Source organism: Burkholderia sp. 9120 (assembly GCF_000745015.1).
In the GTDB taxonomy this organism is placed as follows: Bacteria; Pseudomonadota; Gammaproteobacteria; order Burkholderiales; family Burkholderiaceae; genus Paraburkholderia.
Genome location: NZ_JQNA01000002.1, coordinates 3,546,285 through 3,562,907 on the forward strand (window position 1 = coordinate 3,546,285; position 16,623 = coordinate 3,562,907).

Annotated in this window: 17 protein-coding genes and 1 pseudogene; 16 read left to right on the forward strand and 2 right to left on the reverse strand. The window is 61.2% G+C overall.

Annotation, left to right across the window (positions count from 1 at the left end; genetic code table 11):
- Positions 1-105 precede the first annotated feature (105 nt).
- From phnF to phnN, 3 genes are read left to right on the forward strand one after another with little or no spacing between them, the layout of a single operon-like run.
- Positions 106-864 carry a phosphonate metabolism transcriptional regulator PhnF gene (gene phnF, locus FA94_RS24145; RefSeq protein WP_035555999.1) on the forward strand — a complete coding sequence of 253 codons (759 nt, stop codon included), beginning with the start codon at positions 106-108 and terminating at the stop codon, positions 862-864.
- Complete coding sequence (locus FA94_RS24150) at positions 861-1,583, forward strand: DUF1045 domain-containing protein (RefSeq protein ID WP_035556001.1); 723 nt, start codon at positions 861-863, stop codon at positions 1,581-1,583. The genes phnF and FA94_RS24150 overlap by 4 nt, the downstream gene beginning before the upstream one ends.
- Positions 1,584-1,585: 2 nt before the next feature.
- Positions 1,586-2,140, forward strand: coding sequence for a phosphonate metabolism protein/1,5-bisphosphokinase (PRPP-forming) PhnN (gene phnN / locus FA94_RS24155; RefSeq protein ID WP_035556003.1), 555 nt, complete (start codon positions 1,586-1,588; stop codon positions 2,138-2,140).
- 6 nt (positions 2,141-2,146) lie between these two features.
- Here phnN and FA94_RS24160 read toward each other — a convergent pair whose 3' ends face one another.
- The gene (locus FA94_RS24160; protein WP_035556005.1) at positions 2,147-3,055 is read right to left on the reverse strand and encodes a LysR family transcriptional regulator; all 909 of its coding nucleotides are present in this window, start codon (positions 3,053-3,055) and stop codon (positions 2,147-2,149) included.
- A 132-nt stretch (positions 3,056-3,187) separates the two neighbouring features.
- Here FA94_RS24160 and FA94_RS24165 point away from each other — a divergent pair, with 132 nt between their 5' ends.
- Complete coding sequence (locus tag FA94_RS24165; RefSeq protein ID WP_035556007.1) at positions 3,188-4,378, forward strand: M20 aminoacylase family protein; 1,191 nt, start codon at positions 3,188-3,190, stop codon at positions 4,376-4,378.
- Positions 4,379-4,389: 11 nt separating this feature from the next.
- Here the strand turns inward: FA94_RS24165 and FA94_RS24170 are convergent, their stop codons facing one another.
- Positions 4,390-5,277 (reverse strand): LysR substrate-binding domain-containing protein, encoded by an 888-nt coding sequence (locus FA94_RS24170; RefSeq protein ID WP_197070238.1) that lies wholly within the window; start codon positions 5,275-5,277, stop codon positions 4,390-4,392.
- A 663-nt stretch (positions 5,278-5,940) separates the two neighbouring features.
- Here FA94_RS24170 and FA94_RS24175 point away from each other — a divergent pair.
- The 12 genes and pseudogenes from FA94_RS24175 to FA94_RS24230 form a co-directional block, all read left to right on the forward strand.
- A pseudogene (locus tag FA94_RS24175) lies at positions 5,941-7,371 on the forward strand (MFS transporter); the annotation flags it as partial.
- A complete protein-coding gene (locus tag FA94_RS24180) occupies positions 7,368-8,489 on the forward strand; it encodes an AfsA-related hotdog domain-containing protein (protein WP_051980704.1) in 1,122 nt (373 codons plus the stop codon). The pseudogene FA94_RS24175 and the gene FA94_RS24180, both read left to right, overlap by 4 nt.
- Before the next feature lie 78 nt (positions 8,490-8,567).
- The gene (locus tag FA94_RS24185) at positions 8,568-8,870 is read left to right on the forward strand and encodes a hypothetical protein (RefSeq protein ID WP_051980705.1); all 303 of its coding nucleotides are present in this window, start codon (positions 8,568-8,570) and stop codon (positions 8,868-8,870) included.
- Entirely contained in the window at positions 8,824-9,564 is a 741-nt protein-coding gene (locus FA94_RS24190) for an SDR family NAD(P)-dependent oxidoreductase (protein WP_197070239.1), read from the forward strand. Before FA94_RS24185 ends, FA94_RS24190 begins: the two co-directional genes overlap by 47 nt.
- On the forward strand, positions 9,561-10,937 hold the full coding sequence (locus tag FA94_RS24195) for a class I adenylate-forming enzyme family protein (protein WP_035556012.1): 1,377 nt from the start codon (positions 9,561-9,563) through the stop codon (positions 10,935-10,937). Before FA94_RS24190 ends, FA94_RS24195 begins: the two co-directional genes overlap by 4 nt.
- A gap of 4 nt (positions 10,938-10,941) precedes the next feature.
- Positions 10,942-11,184: a hypothetical protein gene (locus FA94_RS24200; protein WP_035556013.1), complete on the forward strand. Its 243-nt coding sequence runs from the start codon at positions 10,942-10,944 to the stop codon at positions 11,182-11,184.
- Positions 11,181-12,227, forward strand: coding sequence for a 3-oxoacyl-ACP synthase III family protein (locus FA94_RS24205; protein WP_051980706.1), 1,047 nt, complete (start codon positions 11,181-11,183; stop codon positions 12,225-12,227). Before FA94_RS24200 ends, FA94_RS24205 begins: the two co-directional genes overlap by 4 nt.
- Positions 12,224-13,093, forward strand: a complete 870-nt coding sequence (locus FA94_RS24210; protein WP_081936083.1) for an alpha/beta fold hydrolase — start codon at positions 12,224-12,226, stop codon at positions 13,091-13,093. The genes FA94_RS24205 and FA94_RS24210 overlap by 4 nt, the downstream gene beginning before the upstream one ends.
- An 81-nt stretch (positions 13,094-13,174) precedes the next feature.
- Entirely contained in the window at positions 13,175-13,465 is a 291-nt protein-coding gene (locus FA94_RS24215) for a YciI family protein (protein WP_035556017.1), read from the forward strand.
- A gap of 62 nt (positions 13,466-13,527) precedes the next feature.
- Positions 13,528-15,120, forward strand: a complete 1,593-nt coding sequence (locus tag FA94_RS24220; RefSeq protein WP_156126698.1) for an FAD-dependent monooxygenase — start codon at positions 13,528-13,530, stop codon at positions 15,118-15,120.
- 108 nt (positions 15,121-15,228) lie between these two features.
- On the forward strand, positions 15,229-15,891 hold the full coding sequence (locus FA94_RS24225) for an HAD hydrolase-like protein (RefSeq protein WP_197070240.1): 663 nt from the start codon (positions 15,229-15,231) through the stop codon (positions 15,889-15,891).
- A gap of 43 nt (positions 15,892-15,934) precedes the next feature.
- Positions 15,935-16,621 carry an HAD family hydrolase gene (locus FA94_RS24230; RefSeq protein WP_051980708.1) on the forward strand — a complete coding sequence of 229 codons (687 nt, stop codon included), beginning with the start codon at positions 15,935-15,937 and terminating at the stop codon, positions 16,619-16,621.
- Positions 16,622-16,623 lie beyond the last annotated feature (2 nt).

Below are 16,623 nucleotides of genomic sequence, written 5' to 3' on the forward strand. Positions count from 1 at the left end.
CGTCGAGCCGTGTAGCGCTTTGCGGACGTTTCACATTTCCATCACGGCTTGCGCACTACAATGCACGTCATAGCGATAATTTGAACTCAAGGGAATGACAGCACCATGACATCGAACGACAACGCGACGCCGGGCACGATGCTCGAACGCGGCGCTGGCGTTGCGGTATGGCGGCAGATCGAACAGATCCTCGCCAAGGAAATCGCCGCGAGCGGTTTCGGCGAAGAAGGGCGTTTGCCGAGCGAAGGCGAACTCGCCAAACGCTTCGACGTGAACCGGCATACCGTGCGCCGCGCCATGCTCGGGCTCGCCGCGTTGGGCCTCGTCAGCGTCGAGCAGGGTCGCGGCACGTTCGTGCAACCCGGGGCGATCGACTACACGATCGGCCGTCGCACGCGCTTTACAGAAAACCTGCGTCAGCAGCATCACTCGGCGGCGGGCACGATGTTGTCGGCGGTGCGGGTGAAGGCCGAGCCGAGCGTCGCGAAGGCGCTGAGCCTGCGAGCCGGCGCAGCGGTCTACCGGATCGAATCGCTGCACGAGTCCGACGGTGTGCCGCTCACGTTCGCGCGCAACTGGTATCCCGCCGCGCGTTTTCACGAGCTGCCGGAGGTGCTGGAGCGCACCGGCGGCATTACCAAAGCGATGGCGGAACTCGGGGTGAACGACTATCTGCGCAAGTGGAGTCGCATCGGCAGCGTGCTGCCCGAGCCGGAAGTCGCGCGGCGTTTGAATATCAATCGTCAGCAGCCGGTGTTGTGGGTCGAAAACGTCGACGTGGATCTGCAAGGCACGCCGATCAAATACGGCTTCACGCATTTCGCGGCGGACCGCGTGCAACTGCTGGTGGAGCACGACGTATGAGCGGCGCGGCGTGGCGGGCCGATGCGCGTTTCGCGGTCTATTACGCGCCGTCGCGCGAGTCGGCGTGGTGGCAAGCCGGCTCGACATGGCTCGGCCGTGATGCCGAAAGTGGCGACACCTGCGTGCCGCCGCAACCGCCGGGTCTGACACGTCAGCTGACGGCGTTGACCGAAGCGCCGCGCCGTTATGGTTGGCATGGCACGCTGGTCGCACCGTTTCGCTTGGCGGACGGCGTGACGCAAGACGACGTGCTCGCCGCCACGCTTGCATGGGCCGATACACAGCGCCCGTTCAACTTGCCGGTGGAGGCCGCGACGCTGGGCGATTTCGTCGCGCTGCGTCCGGCGGATCAGCACGCGGAGGCTGACATTCGCACGCTCGCCACGAGTGCCTTGCAAACGCTCGCCACGCTGCGCGCCAAACCTTCGGCCGCTGATCTCGCGCGCCGGCTCGCCGCGCCGCTGAGCGAGCGGCAACGCACGCTGCTGATCGAATGGGGCTACCCGTACGTGTTCGATGAATTCCGTTTCCATATGACGCTGTCCAGTTCGCTCGCCGACGCGCACGAACGCGCCGTGCTGGTCGCGTGGTGGCAGGCGCACGCGGCGGAACTCGGTCCGCTGCCGGTCGATCATGCGGCGCTGTTCGTCGAGCCGGCGCCGGGCGAGCCGTTCGTGCTGTGGCAGCGGGTGCCGTTCCAGAGCCGCGAGGTGAAATAACTATGGCTGGTCGTTTGATCTATGTAATGGGGCCGTCGGGCGCGGGCAAGGACTCGTTGCTGGCCTTCGCGCGCACGCGTCTGATGGGCGAGCCGATCCTCTTCGCGCATCGTTACATCACGCGGCCGAGCGGCAACGGCGAGGCACACGTCGCGCTGAGCGTCGAAGAATTCGCGGTGCGTTCCGTGCTTGGCCTGTTCGCGCTCGAATGGTCGAGTCACTCGTTGCGCTACGGCATCGGCATTGAACTCGATGGCTGGCTCGCGCGCGGTTGCACGGTGGTCGTCAACGGTTCGCGTCAGCATTTGCAGCATACGTTGGCGCGTTATCCGCACACCGAGGTCGTCCACGTGGACGCCGCGCCGCATATTCTCGAAGCGCGGCTCGGTGCGCGGGCGCGTGAATCGGCGGAACAGGTCGCGGCGAGACTCGCGCGGCGTGCGCCGTTTTCATTGCCCGACGGCGTGCGCTGCACGACGATCGACAACTCCGGCGCGCTCGAAGACGCCGGGCACGTGCTGGTGAAGTTCCTGACGGCCGGGGCGCACGTTCAGTAAACAGCCTTAGCCGGCTGCCGCCAGTCGCTCCCGGGTCGCTTCCTGCAGACAGGAGATGAATTGCAGCACCGCCGGCGTAGGCAGCAGATCGCGCCGCGAGATGATGCTGAGGTCGTAAGTGGGGAGCGCCTCTTCGATCTGCGCGATGCGAATGCCGAGCGGCGCGACCATTTGCGCGAGCGGCCTCGTGAAGCAGCCGATCACGTCGGTTTGCGACACCAGCCCAAGCGTCACCGCGAATGAAGACGGCGCGCGCAACAGTCGCTTCGGCACCGGCAAACCGTGCGTGTCGAACATGGCCATCATCACGCTGTGCGGAAAGTGATCGGCGCCCACGGTGGCGATCCATTCGGCGTCGATCAACTCATGCAGACGCGTGACGTTCGCGAGCGGATGCCCCGCGCGCATCACGACGACGAACTCCGTCGAATAGAGCCGCGCTTGCACCAGATCGCTATCCAGCGTTCGCACATGATGGATCGCGGCGATGTCGAGCGCGCCGTTGCGCAAACGCGCGACCGCGTCCGGAATCGTCACCTCTTCCAGATGCAGACTCACCAGCGGCATCGCCTGGCGAAACTTCGACACCGCCTGCGGCAGCGCCGTTAGCGCGATCGACGGCATCGTCCCCACGCTGACCTTGCCGGCCAGTTCTCCCTTCACCTGTTCGACCGCTTCGACGGTGCGCCGCATGTCGCCCAGCAACTGCTCGGCGCGCGGCAGCAGCGCGAGCCCGCACGCCGTCAATTCGATGCCGCGCACGCTGCGCACCATCAACTCCGCGTTCAGCGCGCTTTCGAGTTCGCGGATGGTATGCGTGACGGCCGGTTGCGTCACGCCGAGTTCGCGCGCGGCGGCGCGCAAACTGCGGTGGTGAGCCGCCGCGACGAAGGCTTGCAGTTGCTGAAACTTCATTAGGGTAATCCCCGTGATAAGGCGTGTTAATCGGGGTGAAAAAAACAGCATCTTATTCGAACAAAACGGCGTGGCTATAGTGCTCGCCTGTTAGCCGCCTTTCGTGCGGCTTGAATTCATGGAGCGATAGCGATGAGCGAAGCCGCGCGTTTTACCGAAGTGTCCGATCTGGCGCCTGCCGCCGAGAGCCTGCGCGAGATCCGTCATCACATTCACCATCACCCGGAGCTGGCTTACGAAGAGCTGCAAACCGGCGCGCTGGTCGCCGACAAGCTGGAGCAGTGGGGCTGGCAGGTCACGCGCGGGGTCGGCCAAACCGGCGTGGTGGGGACGCTGACGGTGGGCGAGGGCACGCGCCGCATCGGCATTCGCGCCGACATGGACGCGCTGCCGATCATCGAGGAAACCGGCCTGCCGTATGCGAGCGGCACGCACGGCAAGATGCATGCGTGCGGTCACGACGGCCACACGACCATGCTGCTCGGCGCCGCGCAGCGCCTTGCGGCAACCCGCAATTTCTCGGGCACGGTGCATCTGTACTTTCAGCCGGCGGAGGAAAGCGGCATCGACAGTGGCGCGCTGAAAATGATCAACGACGGCCTGTTCGAGCGCTTTCCGTGCGACGCCGTGTTCGGCGTGCACAACCATCCGGGCGAACAGCCGGGTGTGCTGCTGTTCCGCAAGGGGCCGTTCATGTCGGCGGGCGACAAGGCGATCATCACGATCCAGGGCGTCGGCGGTCACGCGGCGCGTCCGCATCTGACGGTGGATCCGGTGGTGATAGCGGCGAGCATCGTGATGGCGTTGCAGACGATCGTCGCGCGTAACGTCGACCCGTCGCAGCCGGCGGTGGTGACGGTCGGCTCGATGCATGCGGGCACCGCGAACAACGTGATTTCGAGCAGCGCGAAGCTGGAGCTGAGCGTGCGGTCATTCAGCCCCGAAGTCCGCGCGCTGCTGAAAAAGCGCATCACCGAGCTCGCCGAAAGCCAGGCCGCGAGTTACGGCGGCAAGGCCGTGGTGCAGTACATCGAGGGCTATCCGGTCGTGGTCAATTCGGACGCGGAAACGGACTTCGCCGTGCAGGTGGCGCGCGAACTGGTCGGCGACGACAAGGTGGTCGCGCAGACGGACATGCTGATGGGCAGCGAAGACTTCGCGTTCATGCTGCAGAAACGGCCGGGGACGTTCCTGCGGATCGGCAACGGCGCGGGCGAAGACGGCTGCATGGTGCACAACCCGCATTACGACTTCAACGACCGCAATCTGCCGGTCGGCGCGGCGTTCTGGACGCGGCTGGTGGAGCGCTATCTGGGCCAGTAACGGCTGCGGCGCTAGGTGTGTCGAATGTCGCGCTCACGTTCATTCGCTGTTTGTGCCTGCAACCATGTGATAAACGTTCGCGCAGTATCGGATAACGGGTACGCCGTCGGATAAACCACGTAGTAATCGAGACGCGCCTGAATGGCTGGGCCGGGTAACCGAAGTAAAACGCCGTCCCGAATCGCATCGGATACGAGCCAGTTACGCCCCAGAGCGATTCCTTTGCGTTCTTCAACTGCGCGCAACAACAGCGAGGAGTCTTCGTACGTGGCGCCGCGGAGAGCGCATGCTGCGTTCACTCCGGCTCGTTTGAACCAGCGCTCCCACTCATCGTATGGGTTCAGCAATGGGTAACGGAGCATATCGTTAGGGCAGGACGGTGGTAAATCGTCAAAACCCTCCACCCCCGCAGGCGATACAACGGGGAACAGGGTCTCGGTAGCCAGCTTTTCTGCCGTCAGTCCATCCCATTTTCCATTTCCACTCCGGATGCCCAGCGGGATTTGCTTCGCGGAAAGATCGAGCGTCGCAATCGTTACGACCAGTTCCACTGTGATGGTCGGGTGGCAAGCATGAAAGTCGGGTATCCGTGCCATCAACCACCGGTTCGCAAACGACGGCACCACCGTAACCGGAAGCCGACCCGGCGACAGGCGGATTTCCTGCCGCAACTCATTGACGATGTCAGAAATGAGTTGTAGCGCGCCCGACATCGCAAGTTGTAGACGCTGCCCATGTTGAGTTAGCACGACACGCCGTCCGACGCGCGCGAAAAGCTTGACCCCCATTTCTGCTTCGAGTGCCTTTACCTGTCGTGTTACAGCACCGTGCGTGAGAAACAGCGATTGCGCAGCTTCGCGAAAATTCTGATGCCGGGCTGCGGCTTCAAAGACCTGCAAGTTTCGCAACGAAGGTAGTCGCATAATCATAAGGTGAGTTTAAATCACCATCACGTTAGCAAATTTTTCGTCTTTACCAAAAAATATTTTTTGTTAATATGAGTTGTGCGTCGCACCAACAAGAAGGGCGATTATTTGTCGCGCAAAACCGTTTCGATGAATATGCCTGTTTATGTAAATTGTTTTAAATGTGTAGAGTTTTTCCTCAGGCTGAGTCAATGTTTCGTTGATTCGACGTATCCCCGCGGAGGCTTCACAGGCAGGCTTATGCGTAATACGTATTTTATATGCCGAGTGAATAAATCCGAACCAGATCGTGCAGATCGACATGGCGGTTCGCGCCGCGCCTTTGTCGACGTTGCTGGGAACTTTCGGGCCGATTGGATATTACTGCGGGGCGCGTTTCGTGAATGAAATGCGATCAGAAAACTGTTTTCATACGTCTATTTTTGTGTGGACTTTCAACCTTTCATAGCTTGACGTCGCGGTAAAACTCATCAATCTGAATCCAGTTATGAATTCGACTACTTCTTCCATGGCGACGTCACCGTCCCGGCAGGTTTTGGTTCTTATTGCCGTGATTCTTGCGTGTTTTAGCGTGCCGCTGAATTTCACCGCTGGCCCAACCGCCCAGCCTTATATCGCGAAGGATCTGGTGGGGGGGCCGCAGCGCTCTCGTGGATCACCAATGCCTTTTTTCTCAGTTGCGGCAGTACGCTGATGGCGGCGGGCGCCATGGCCGACCAATATGGCCGCAAGAAGATCTTCGCGATCGGCATGGTGGTTTCGACCATCATGTCGTTCCTGATGCCTTTCGCTTCAAGCGTGTTCGCTCTCGACTTACTGCGAGTGCCGCAAGGGTTGGCCGCGGCATGTGCGTACTCCGGCGGTATTTCAATCCTTGCACAGGAATTCGAAGGTCACGCCCGCACCAGGATTTTCAGTGTGATCGGCATCACCTTCGGCGCAGGGCTCGCGTTCGGCCCGACCATTGCCGGCATTCTGATCACCTGCTTCAGTTGGCGAGCGGTGTTCTTTGGCAGCACCATCATCAGCCTGGTTGCCCTTGTGTTGTGCGTTACGTCGATGACCGACAGCAAGGATCCAAACGCGCGCGGCCTCGACTGGTGGGGAGCATCGATCTTCACGCTGATGCTGACGTCCTTCACGTTTGCGATGATCGAAGCACCGACGCAAGGTTGGACCGCCCCGCTGACCCTCGGCCTGTTCACGCTGTCTGCTGTCGCGCTGGTGGTGTTCGTCGCCGTCGAGAAGCGCGTGGTCAACCCGATGCTCGATCTTTCGCTGTTCGCTTATCCGCAGTTCGTCGGGGTGCAGTTATTGCCGCTCGCCGCCGCGTATTGCTATGCCGTTCTGCTGGTTGTGCTGCCGCTGCGGTTCATCGGCATTGAGAATCTGACCGCACTCCAGTCTGGCGTACTGATGATTTACTTCTCCGGCTCGCTGCTGTTCATTCCGTTCGTCGCGGCGAGTATGACCCGCTATGTGCCCGTCGGCGTTCTGGCTGGTGTCGGCATGCTGATTTCGGTCGCCGGCATGTTCTTCCTGATGCGCGTACCGATCGGCGATCACGGCATGCTGATGCGCATCAATCTTGCCGTGATCGGCTTCGGTGTAGCGATCCCCTGGGGCTTAATGGACAACCTCGCGGTTTCCGTGGTGCCGAAAGAAAAAGCGGGTATGGCAATCGGCATCTTCGGCGCGTTACGTGTCTCGTTCGACACCACTGCGATCGCGATCGTCGGCTCACTCCTCGCGTTCTTTATCGCACGAAATCTGGGGGCGATACCCGGACTCGATCCGCAGTCGGTCGCGGTGGCTTCAGCGCAACTCTCTGCCGGCGCACTTCCGAAGGCGCAAAGCTACCTGCCCTCCGTGACGCATGCCCAGTGGCTGAGCGCCTACGACATTGCGTTTCGCCATCTTCTGGTCGCACTGATCACGTTGACGAGTGCCGCCACGCTGCTCGTGTTCGCATTGCTGGGGCGCGTCAGTCTCAATCACGAAGAGAGCAACGCGGAGCCGTCGCCCGGCGTGACGCTGGCAAAAGAACTGAGTGGGCAGGAATCATGATCCTCAACGACATACCTCCGCAATTGCTGCACAAGGGATCGGCGGACGACGTCCTGATTCACCGCTACCGGCCGGCTCCGCCACTCTATCTGAACGACACGATTGGGACCGCGTCGGTGGTGCGTGCAGACAATGAGGTGCTCGCGGACCTTTACGTGATGTGCGATGAAGCGCGCTGTCGGCTGGACGTGCCGCTCGACGAGCGCGGTCACTTTGTCGCCGATGCTTCACTGTCGGGCGGCGTGTCTCTCGACGCGACCTGGGAGATGCTGCGCGCCGTGCCGTACCAGGTGCTTGAGCCGTGGTTGGCCCAGAAAGACCGTGGATCCCGCGACTCGCAGCCGCTGGACGATGCGATCGCCAGGATCGTCAGCGCGTACGGTGAAGAGCGGCGCGGGTCCAGCTCGTATGAAATGATCAATCGCGCCGATCACTACTATTTCTACCGGAAGGAACACGAGCACGTACCGGGCGTCATGCTGATCGAAGCGCAGCGCCAGGCGGTCTACTACCACCTGTACAAACACACGCGTCATCAGCGCGGCAAGGTGACGGTCAGCCTCAACGAGCTCAATTCCGCGTTTTACGCGTACGCGGAATTGATGTATCCGATTGAGCTGGTTGTCGACGATCTGACACCGGGTAACGCGCCGTGTCCGCGGAATATTCACTACCGGGTTTCGTTTTATCAACGCATGAATCTGATTGCCGTTATCGATACGAAGGCAAGCGTCATTGAGATGACCCGCTTCGAGAAGATTCGAAACATCTTTATCACGTCGGATAACTGGTACATGCCGGTTGACCAGGCTCGCGTGCAGTGCACGATCGCCACCCGTGATGAAGCGCGCAGCGACGCTTTACTGCTCGCCGTTTCCGAAACGGCCTGCGTCACACGCTCCGTGAATATCGAGCATGAGAGTGTGCGATCGCTCGTCGTGTCGGACGCGGAAGGCGTCACGTTTTTGCAAGACGTCGCGTTCGACCGCGAGCTTGGCGACCAGATGCTGTGGCGCTTCGTCAATGTGACGCCGGACAAGGTAATCGACATCGGCAGGGTCATCAAGCGCGGGTTCGTCGTCGCCGCGAGAGCGCCCGACGTCGTGTCGAATAGATGACCTGTTTCGTATTTATCGAATAGTTCGAATTATTTTTACCAGACGCATCCGGCTGCGAAACCTTCGAGGATAAATATCATGAGGCAAGAGATTCGGGACATCATCAATCGGGCAATTGACGCGCAGGAAACCCTGTTGCCAGCCGCGATCGATCGTTCTGCAGGCGATGCGACGCCGATCTTCGGTGAAGGAGCGCCGTTCGATTCCATGGGGCTCGTTGCACTGATCGTGCAGATTGAGGAGATGGTTGAAAGCGAGACGGGCGCGGCGCTTACGCTGGTTAGCGAGAAGGCTATGTCCGCACATCGAAGCCCGTTCGCAACGATCTCGACGCTTGGCGAATTTATCGAGTCGCTGCTGCTGGAGGACTCACGTGTCTGACACTCCCATCACCCTTATCACCGGCACGCGCAAGGGCATCGGCAAATATCTCGTCGAACATTATGTGTCCCTCGGGCACCAGGTGGTCGGATGCAGCCGCGAGAACGCGGACTGGACACTGCCGGGCTACGATCACATGTGTGCCGACGTCGCCGACGAATCCGCCGTGCGCAAGATCATGTCGTCCATTCGCGAGAAGCACGGCAGGCTCGACAATCTCATCAACAATGCCGGTATCGCAAGCATGAATCACATCATGCTCACGCCGCTCGCGACCGTCAACCAGATCCTCAACACCAACGTTGTCGGCACGTTCCTTTTTTGCCGGGAAGCGGCGAAGTTGATGACGAAAGAGCGCAAGGGGCGCATCGTCAACTTCACGACCGTCGCGACGCCGCTCAAGCTCGAAGGGGAGGCGATCTATGCCGCGTCGAAAGCGGCGATCGGATCGCTGACCGAGGTGATCGCGCGAGAACTCGCCCCTTTTGGCATCACCGTGAATGCGGTAGGACCGACGCCGATCGAAACCGACCTGATCCGTTCGGTGCCAAAGAGCAAGATGGATCGCCTGCTGGCACGCCAGGCGATTCCGCGCTTCGGAACGTTCGCTGACGTTTCGAACGCGATCGATTTCTTCCTGCGGCCCACGAGCGACTTCGTGACCGGGCAGAACCTCTTCCTGGGTGGGGTATGAACGCGCTCGACGTCCTCGACGCGCGGTTCACCGCCGCCGGCGATGCGACTGCGCTGGTGATCGGCGGCGACAGATTTTCCTATGCGGAGCTGCGCGCCGAGGTCATGCGAGTCGAGCGGGTGCTCAGCGCGCAGGACTGCATCGCGGGAACCGTCGCCCTCGTCGCCGACTACTCCTTGCAGTCGGTCGCTTATCTGGTCGCGCTCTGGCGGCTGCATAACGTGGTCGCGTTGTTGAGCGGGCGTCAGGCGAATCAGGAGAGCGAGCTGATTTGCCTCGCCGAAGCGCGTTGGGAAATCCGCATAGACGCAGGAAAAGGCGTCGAACTCAGGCGCACCGGCGTCGCGACCACGCATGCTTTGCTCGCGGGGCTGAGCAGAAGGCGCGAACCGGGGTTCATCATTTTTTCCTCGGGCTCGACCGGACGTCCGAAAGCGAGCGTCCATCGGGCATGGCCGTTTCTGGACAAACACCTCGCGCCCAAACGGTGTCTGCGCTCGATTTCGTTTCTGTTGTTCGATCACATTGGCGGTCTGAACACGCTGCTTTATGTCCTGTTCAACCAGGGTACGTTGATCGTGCCCGCGTCCCGGCGCCCGGAAGTGGTCGCGCAGGCTATCGAAACGCAGCGCGTGCAGGCACTGACGACGTCGCCCACTTTTCTGAATCTGCTGATCTTTAGCGGGGCGCTTGAGCGTTTCGACCTGAGTTCGCTGCAGGTCGTGAACTACGGCACCGAGCCGATGCCCGAGCGCGTGCTGGAACGGCTCACGGCCGTGCTACCGGCAACACGCTTCTCCCAGGCGTACGGATTGACCGAGACGGGCGTCGTACCCACCCGGTCGGAATCGTCGAGGTCGAACTGGCTCAAGATCGGCGGCGCGGGATGTGAGGTTCGCGTGGTGGACGGCCTGCTCGAGATCCGTAGCGAAACGACGATGCTTGGCTATCTGAATGCCGAAAGCCCGTTCACCGCCGACGGTTACTTCAAGACGGGCGATGCAGTCGTGCAGAAGGGGGACCACTACAGGATCGTAGGTCGCCAGTCGGATCTGATCAACGTGGGCGGCGAGAAGGTGTATCCGGCGGAGATCGAGCATGTGCTCAAAGATGTCGACGGTGTGATCGACGTCATGGTGAGCCGCGCCGAGCATCCGCTTGTCGGTCACATGGTGGCAGCGACCTTCCGCCTCGCCGAAGTCGAAACGCTCGACACATTTCGTAAGCGGCTGTACGCGTTCTGCCTGGACAGACTCCCATCTGCCTGGATTCCTCGCAAGATTCGTATCACGACCGAGCCGCTGCACGGCGAGCGCTTCAAGAAATTGCGCACGCCGCTCAGCCTTGATTCACTTGCCAATGAAGAGGCCTGACGTCATGGACATGGAAGAACTACGGGTGGAACTTGCCGCCCTCCTCGAAGTGCCGGTCAGCGAACTGACCGACGACGCGTCGCTGCACCAGTTTGTCAACTGGGATTCGCTTTCGATGGTCTCGCTGATCGCAATTCTCGCTGGCGGCGGCTTGAACTCCGTGAATGTATCGAGGCTCGAGAAGCTCGACACAGTGGGCGATATTCGCGGCCTGCTCACGCCGGTTTGCGAGAGCACTGCGCGATGATCGTCTCGTTCGATCGTGTCCGCGTGTCCGCGATCACGGCCGCGCTACCCGCCGCGAGGCTCGACATGGCGAGCCTCGCCGACGAGCACGGAGCGCTCGAGGTCCGGCGCATCATCGAGAGTACCGGGATTCGCTCGGTGCGGGTGGCGGGCGGCCTGTCGACGGGTGATTTGTGCGAAGCGGCCGCGCGGCACCTGCTCGCCGAGGCGTGCGTGCAAACAGAGGCAATCGACGCGGTAGTCGTCGTCACGCAGACTCCCGACGATTTCATGCCAGGCGCAGCGGTTGGTCTGCAGGCGCGACTCGGTCTATCAGAGGAGTGCCTCGCGTTCGACATCGACTACGGTTGCTCGGGCTACGTGTATGGCCTTTTGCAGGCGTCGATGCTCGTGCAGGCTGGTTGCCGGTCGGTGCTGCTGTGCACGGGTGACGTCACTACCAAGCTGCTTAAACCCGGTGACCGTCACGTGCGGATGGTGTTCGGCGACGCGGCGAGCGCGTCGCTTGTCGAGGCGGGCGATGGGCGAATCGACTATGCGTGCCGTACCGACGGAAGCGGTGCGAGCCACTTAAAGACGCCGATTAACTATGCCAACGGTCCGCACGGCTCGGCGCGGGTCGGGCATCTCCATATGAGCGGCAACGAGGTCATGAATTTTGCGTTGTCGCGTGTGCCGCCGCTGATCGACCAACTGCTTGCGCACTGCGGTATCGACAAGGCTGCGCTCGATCTCGTGGCTCTCCATCAGGCCAACCAGTTCATGCTGCGCTACCTGCGCAAGATCATGAAACTCTCCGAGGAGCAGACACCAATCGGTTTGTCCGACGTCGGCAATACCGGGCCTTCATCGATTCCGCTGCTGCTGGCAGGCGGTCATGGCTTTGCTGGACGCTCGCTCAAGGAGTCACTGCTGTGCGGGTTTGGTATTGGCTTGTCGCTGGCGGCGGCGCGGCTCGATCTTTCTGCAACGCGCCTGATCGCGCCGGTCAATGTCGCCGCACCGCTCGTGCCTGACCACGTTGCCGCGCAGGTGCTCGTATGACAGGACCGGTGCTTTTCCATCGTGTCGCTGGCACGGGCCAGGACGCGGTGATGCTGCTGCCGGGTCTGCAGGCGGATCACCGGATCTGGCGGGCGGTCCTGTCCATTCTTGCGGTCGACTGGCGAACCGTGGCGGCAGACAACCGCGGCTTCGGACAAACCCGCTTCAACGGCGAGCCATTGTCGATCGAAGCGATGGCGCACGACGTGCTGAGATTGATGGACACCCTGTCAGTTTCACGCGTTTGTATCGCAGGACATTCAATGGGCGGAGCAATTGCCCAGTGGATCGCGTACCACCGCCCTGACCGTGTACGCGCGCTCGCGCTTTGCAACACGTTTCGCGCGATGCGCAGCGTCGAGCTCACGGCGATCGCCGATCGCCTGAAAGAGCCGTGTGACGCCAGAGACTGGGCGGATATCCAGCGGCGGCTGTCGAACCATCTGTTTACGCGCGGGGCGTTGCTCAGCGCGGCGGGCGCCGCAATCGCCGCGCAGCGTGCCTCCACAACGAATGCAACCCATGCCAGCGGCCTGCGTCGACAGCTCGAGGCGCTGCTGTCGTTTGATTCGCGAGACTGGGTCGGGCAGTTGAGCGTACCCACATTGATCGTGGATTCAGCCGCAGACCGTCCCTTCTTCGCGGACGAAGCCAGTTCGATGAGCAAGGCCATCCGCACGTCGCGGCGCGTCACGCTGCCCGGTGGCCATGCGAGCACCGTCGAGCAGTGGCGACCGCTTGGGCATTTGTTGAAGACGTTCTTTGGTGAGCTCGAGTACCCGAATCGAAGCCCGCGGTGGCGCCCATGTCCGGCGGTCAGGACGGCTGGCGGGTCCAGCGACCGCCCCGGAGCCGGCAGGTCTTGATGAACGTAACGCAGTCGTAGCACGGGCTTCAGACGCGCATGACCGTCTCGACGTCTTTTTAATCACTTTAAAGGAGCATTCATGTATCTGATCGTTTCCCAATACGTCGTGGAACCGGCCAAGGTCGATCCGCACCGCAAGTCACACTCGGAATGGGTGGCGAAGTACATCGGCGACGGCACGTTCATCGCAGCCGGCCCGCGCGAATCTAAAACGGGTGGCGTGATCATCGCGAAGGGCATTGACCAGACGACGCTTAACACGATCCTTGCCGAGGATTCGTTCGTCGTCCAGAAACTTGTGGAGATCGAGATCGTCGGCTTCGATCCGGTGTTCGCCGCCGAGCAGTTCCTGGCGCTCAAGGAGCAGTAACGAGCCCAGTACCGTAACCGGGTCTCCGGGTCGGCGCGAGCCCGGAGACGGACCGATCCCAGTTGCGCCACGGCGCGCCGGACACTACTCACGACTCACGAACAACACTCATCATGACGCACTCACGGACGCATTATGACGTCGTCGTTGCGGGCGCCGGCCCGATCGGGCTGCTGCTTGCCGCCAACCTGAAACGGCTCGGCCTGCGCGTTGCTGTCGTCGAGAAGCGAGCGACCCGCTCGACGCAATCAAAGGCGTCGTCGATGAACGCCTATTCTCTCGCGATCCTGCATGCGCTCGGTGTCGCGCCGCGCTTTCTGGCGGCTGGCAAACCGATCGAGGAGCTCGTGCTTTACTGGAACGAACGCAGGCTGGTTCGGGTGAACTACCGGAACCTGCCTTCGCGCTACCGCTACATCCTCGGCCTGTCGCAACCAGAAACGGAACAGCTACTCGAGGAATACTTCGTCGAACTCGGCGGCGATCTGCTCCGTTCGACCGAGTTACTCGGCTTTACCGAGACGGAAGATGCGGTGTTGCTCGAGACGTCGCCCGGACGGTCGCTGTCATGCCGTTATCTCGTCGGCTGCGATGGCGGGAAGAGTACGGTCAGGACCCTGCTCGGTCTCGACTTCGACGGGGTCGATCACGGCGTCGGATTCATCATGTTCGACAGCCGGATCGAGTGGGATGGCGATCTCGATCAGGTTCACTACTTCGTGAAGGAAGGTAGTTTCCTGATCGTCATTCCGCAAGCGACCGGTACGCACCGGATTATCATCAAAACGCGTGATGGCGAAATCGTGAAAGAAGACGAGCCTGGGAAGGCCGTCGCGTACCAGGCACTGGTCGACAAGTACGGGCCGCCCGGCATACGTGTCGAGGCTGTGCTCTGGGAATCGAAGACCCAGTACTACAACCGCCTTGCAGATCGCTACGATCATGGCCGGGTGTTTCTCGCGGGCGACGCGTGTCACCTGTTCAGCTCGATCGGCGGCCTCGGCATGAACACCGGTTTTCAGGATGCGTTTGGTCTCGGGTGGCGCCTCGCCGGCGTGATCAAGGGCCGCCTCAGCATGCGCGTGCTCGAGTCGTATACCGAAGAGCGTCGCGGCATCACGGAGCAATTGATAGCAAGCACCGACATCAATACGCGCCTCATCACACGGCTTGACAAGGGCGAGCACGGTCCGCTGCGCGACTGGTTACCGACGATGCGGAACCGGCCGCGGATCGCGCACGGCTTCCCCTACAATTTCTCGGGGCTCGGCCAGCGCTACGCGAGCGGTTTGATGCTCGCTGGCGGAGGCTTGGTCGGCAAGCTGGTGCCCTACACGGAGTTTCTCGCAGGCGACACGCGGATCAGCAGCTACGACCTGATTGATAGCGAGCACTTTGTGTTGCTGACCTCGGGCAACTCATCGCGCGCGATCGAGGCGCGGTTGTCGTCCAGTCAGCTAGTGAAGGTCGTCGCGATCGATCGCACAGCGGCGAACCTGTGCGCACTCGACAGGCTCGAACTCACCGGGCAGCACGCGCTACTCGTACGTCCTGACGGGATTGTGTGCGTTCAGGACGTCGTGACAAACGAGGCGGCATTCGCATCGTTCGTCGACGAGGTCTCACTCGAAACGGAGACCTCGCGCTGCGCCTGAAGGTGCCGTGACATGCGCCCGTCCGACATTCGTCAGGCCGCCATGCCGGCACGTTAACCGCACCGCGCCATCCACTTTCAATCGAGGATCAAAATGAAACCTCTTCTGGTGTTCGATCTTGACGGCACCCTGGTCGACACGGCCCAGGATCTCGTGGGAACGCTGAACGCACTACTAGGCGAGCACGATTTACCTCCCGTCGACCTGCGCGACGCGCAGAACCTGATCGGTCGCGGCGCCACGTCGTTGATCGAGCGCGGCTTCGGAGAGCATCTGCAACGCTATTCGACCGAGCAGAGACATGCGCTGCTTCAACGTTTCGTTGCCTACTACGAAGCGCACCTGCTGGACAACACCGTACCGTACGCAGGCGTGGCGACAATACTCGAGAAACTGCGCGAGCTCGGCTACGAAATGGCCGTCTGCACGAGCAAGGGTACGGGCCCCGCGAAGGCAATTATGGAGGGACTCGGAATCGCGCACTTCTTCTCAGCCGTGTGCGGAGGGGATTACTTCCCCGGTGTGAAGAAGCCCGACAAAGCACATGTGTTCGGTACGGTCGAGGCGGCGGGTAGAAATCTGGAACAGCGCGCGATCTTTATCGGCGATTCCGGCGTCGATGTAAAGGCGGCAAAAAACGCTGGCATCCCGCTTATCTATGCAACCTATGGTTACAACGACGTCGCCGCGGAGTCGATCGACGCCGACGGCGTGATCGCGGCGTTCGGTGAATTGCCGGACGCAATCGCAACGCTTGAAGCCCACATCTGATGCCCGCGTCGATTCGCTTTCCGACGACAACGATAAAACCCATATGAACCGCTTCAAGAAGATCAAACTGATTGCAGTCGATACGAACGGTGTGCTGCTAAAGGACACCTTCGGGATCACGATTAAACGGTTCATCGAAAGCCGCGGCGGCGTTTATACGGCCGAACTGGAACGGCTGGTGCTGGGCGCGCCGCATATCGCGGGCGGCCACATTATGGCGCTCGCCTGCAAATTGCCATGGACCGCGCAGGAGACCATCGACGCGTTTCTGGCCGAGCACAAGACATACACGCGCGACGATCCGGTGGTTGTCAATCCGGGCGTAGGCGATGCGCTCGCGTTGCTGCATGACACGGGTGTCCGGATTACGACCTACGGCGGCCGTCCCGAAGACTCCATGTTTGCCGAATTCCTGCATCCGTTTCGCGCGTACTTTGACCGCGACATCCCGTACGTCAACATCGATCAAATTCGCCCTGGCATGAAGGAGATCGTCAAGGAGCGTTTCGGTTACCACTTCGATGAGGTGCTGTTCATCGATGATCTTGGCAAGGTCGGCGAGGTGTGCAAGACGCTCGGTTGCGGATTCATCGGCGTGCCCGTGACCGATTTTCAGCGGCAATTGATGCAGGATGCAGGCGCCGCGCACCTCGTCGACTCCCTCGCTGAGGTCGGCGTAGAGCTACTCGATCGGATTGACAACGCGCTGTTTAACGGGCGCTTCTGGTGAAG

What these genes read in the sequence shown, in the direction of transcription:
- FA94_RS24185 (WP_051980705.1), top strand. Translation starts at nt 8,568, where the DNA reads ATGAGGCAAGAGATTCGGGACATCATCAATCGGGCAATTGACGCGCAG.
- FA94_RS24180 (WP_051980704.1), top strand. Translation starts at nt 7,368, where the DNA reads ATGATCCTCAACGACATACCTCCGCAATTGCTGCACAAGGGATCGGCG.
- FA94_RS24165 (WP_035556007.1), top strand. Translation starts at nt 3,188, where the DNA reads ATGAGCGAAGCCGCGCGTTTTACCGAAGTGTCCGATCTGGCGCCTGCC.
- FA94_RS24210 (WP_081936083.1), top strand. Translation starts at nt 12,224, where the DNA reads ATGACAGGACCGGTGCTTTTCCATCGTGTCGCTGGCACGGGCCAGGAC.
- FA94_RS24160 (WP_035556005.1), bottom strand. Translation starts at nt 3,055, where the DNA reads ATGAAGTTTCAGCAACTGCAAGCCTTCGTCGCGGCGGCTCACCACCGC.
- FA94_RS24195 (WP_035556012.1), top strand. Translation starts at nt 9,561, where the DNA reads ATGAACGCGCTCGACGTCCTCGACGCGCGGTTCACCGCCGCCGGCGAT.
- FA94_RS24205 (WP_051980706.1), top strand. Translation starts at nt 11,181, where the DNA reads ATGATCGTCTCGTTCGATCGTGTCCGCGTGTCCGCGATCACGGCCGCG.
- FA94_RS24230 (WP_051980708.1), top strand. Translation starts at nt 15,935, where the DNA reads ATGAACCGCTTCAAGAAGATCAAACTGATTGCAGTCGATACGAACGGT.
- phnF (WP_035555999.1), top strand. Translation starts at nt 106, where the DNA reads ATGACATCGAACGACAACGCGACGCCGGGCACGATGCTCGAACGCGGC.
- FA94_RS24150 (WP_035556001.1), top strand. Translation starts at nt 861, where the DNA reads ATGAGCGGCGCGGCGTGGCGGGCCGATGCGCGTTTCGCGGTCTATTAC.
- phnN (WP_035556003.1), top strand. Translation starts at nt 1,586, where the DNA reads ATGGCTGGTCGTTTGATCTATGTAATGGGGCCGTCGGGCGCGGGCAAG.
- FA94_RS24215 (WP_035556017.1), top strand. Translation starts at nt 13,175, where the DNA reads ATGTATCTGATCGTTTCCCAATACGTCGTGGAACCGGCCAAGGTCGAT.
- FA94_RS24200 (WP_035556013.1), top strand. Translation starts at nt 10,942, where the DNA reads ATGGACATGGAAGAACTACGGGTGGAACTTGCCGCCCTCCTCGAAGTG.